The 252-nt window shown below is 47.6% G+C and carries 1 tRNA gene and 1 rRNA gene; both read left to right on the forward strand.

The features are described 5' to 3' along the window. Nucleotides 1–58 precede the first annotated feature (58 nt). Nucleotides 59–174, forward strand: a 5S ribosomal RNA gene (gene rrf, locus AC3E7H_RS10070). Between the two features lie 4 nt (nucleotides 175–178). Then, nucleotides 179–251: transfer RNA gene (locus AC3E7H_RS10075), tRNA-Val, on the forward strand. Nucleotide 252: the final 1 nt, after the last annotated feature.

Consider the following 252-nt stretch of genomic DNA (forward strand, 5'->3'; position numbering starts at 1 on the left):
CGTGAAGGTTTTCTTGGAATTTGATAGATATTCAATTTTGAGTAGGTATTACTCGAAGTTAAGTGACGATAGCCTAGGAGATACACCTGTACCCATGCCGAACACAGAAGTTAAGCCCTAGAACGCCGGAAGTAGTTGGGGGTTGCCCCCTGTGAGATAAGGAAGTCGCTTAGCTAAAGGGAGTTTAGCTCAGCTGGGAGAGCATCTGCCTTACAAGCAGAGGGTCAGCGGTTCGATCCCGTTAACTCCCAT

The organism is Streptococcus sp. SCPM-O-B-15304 (M98) (assembly GCF_058200215.1).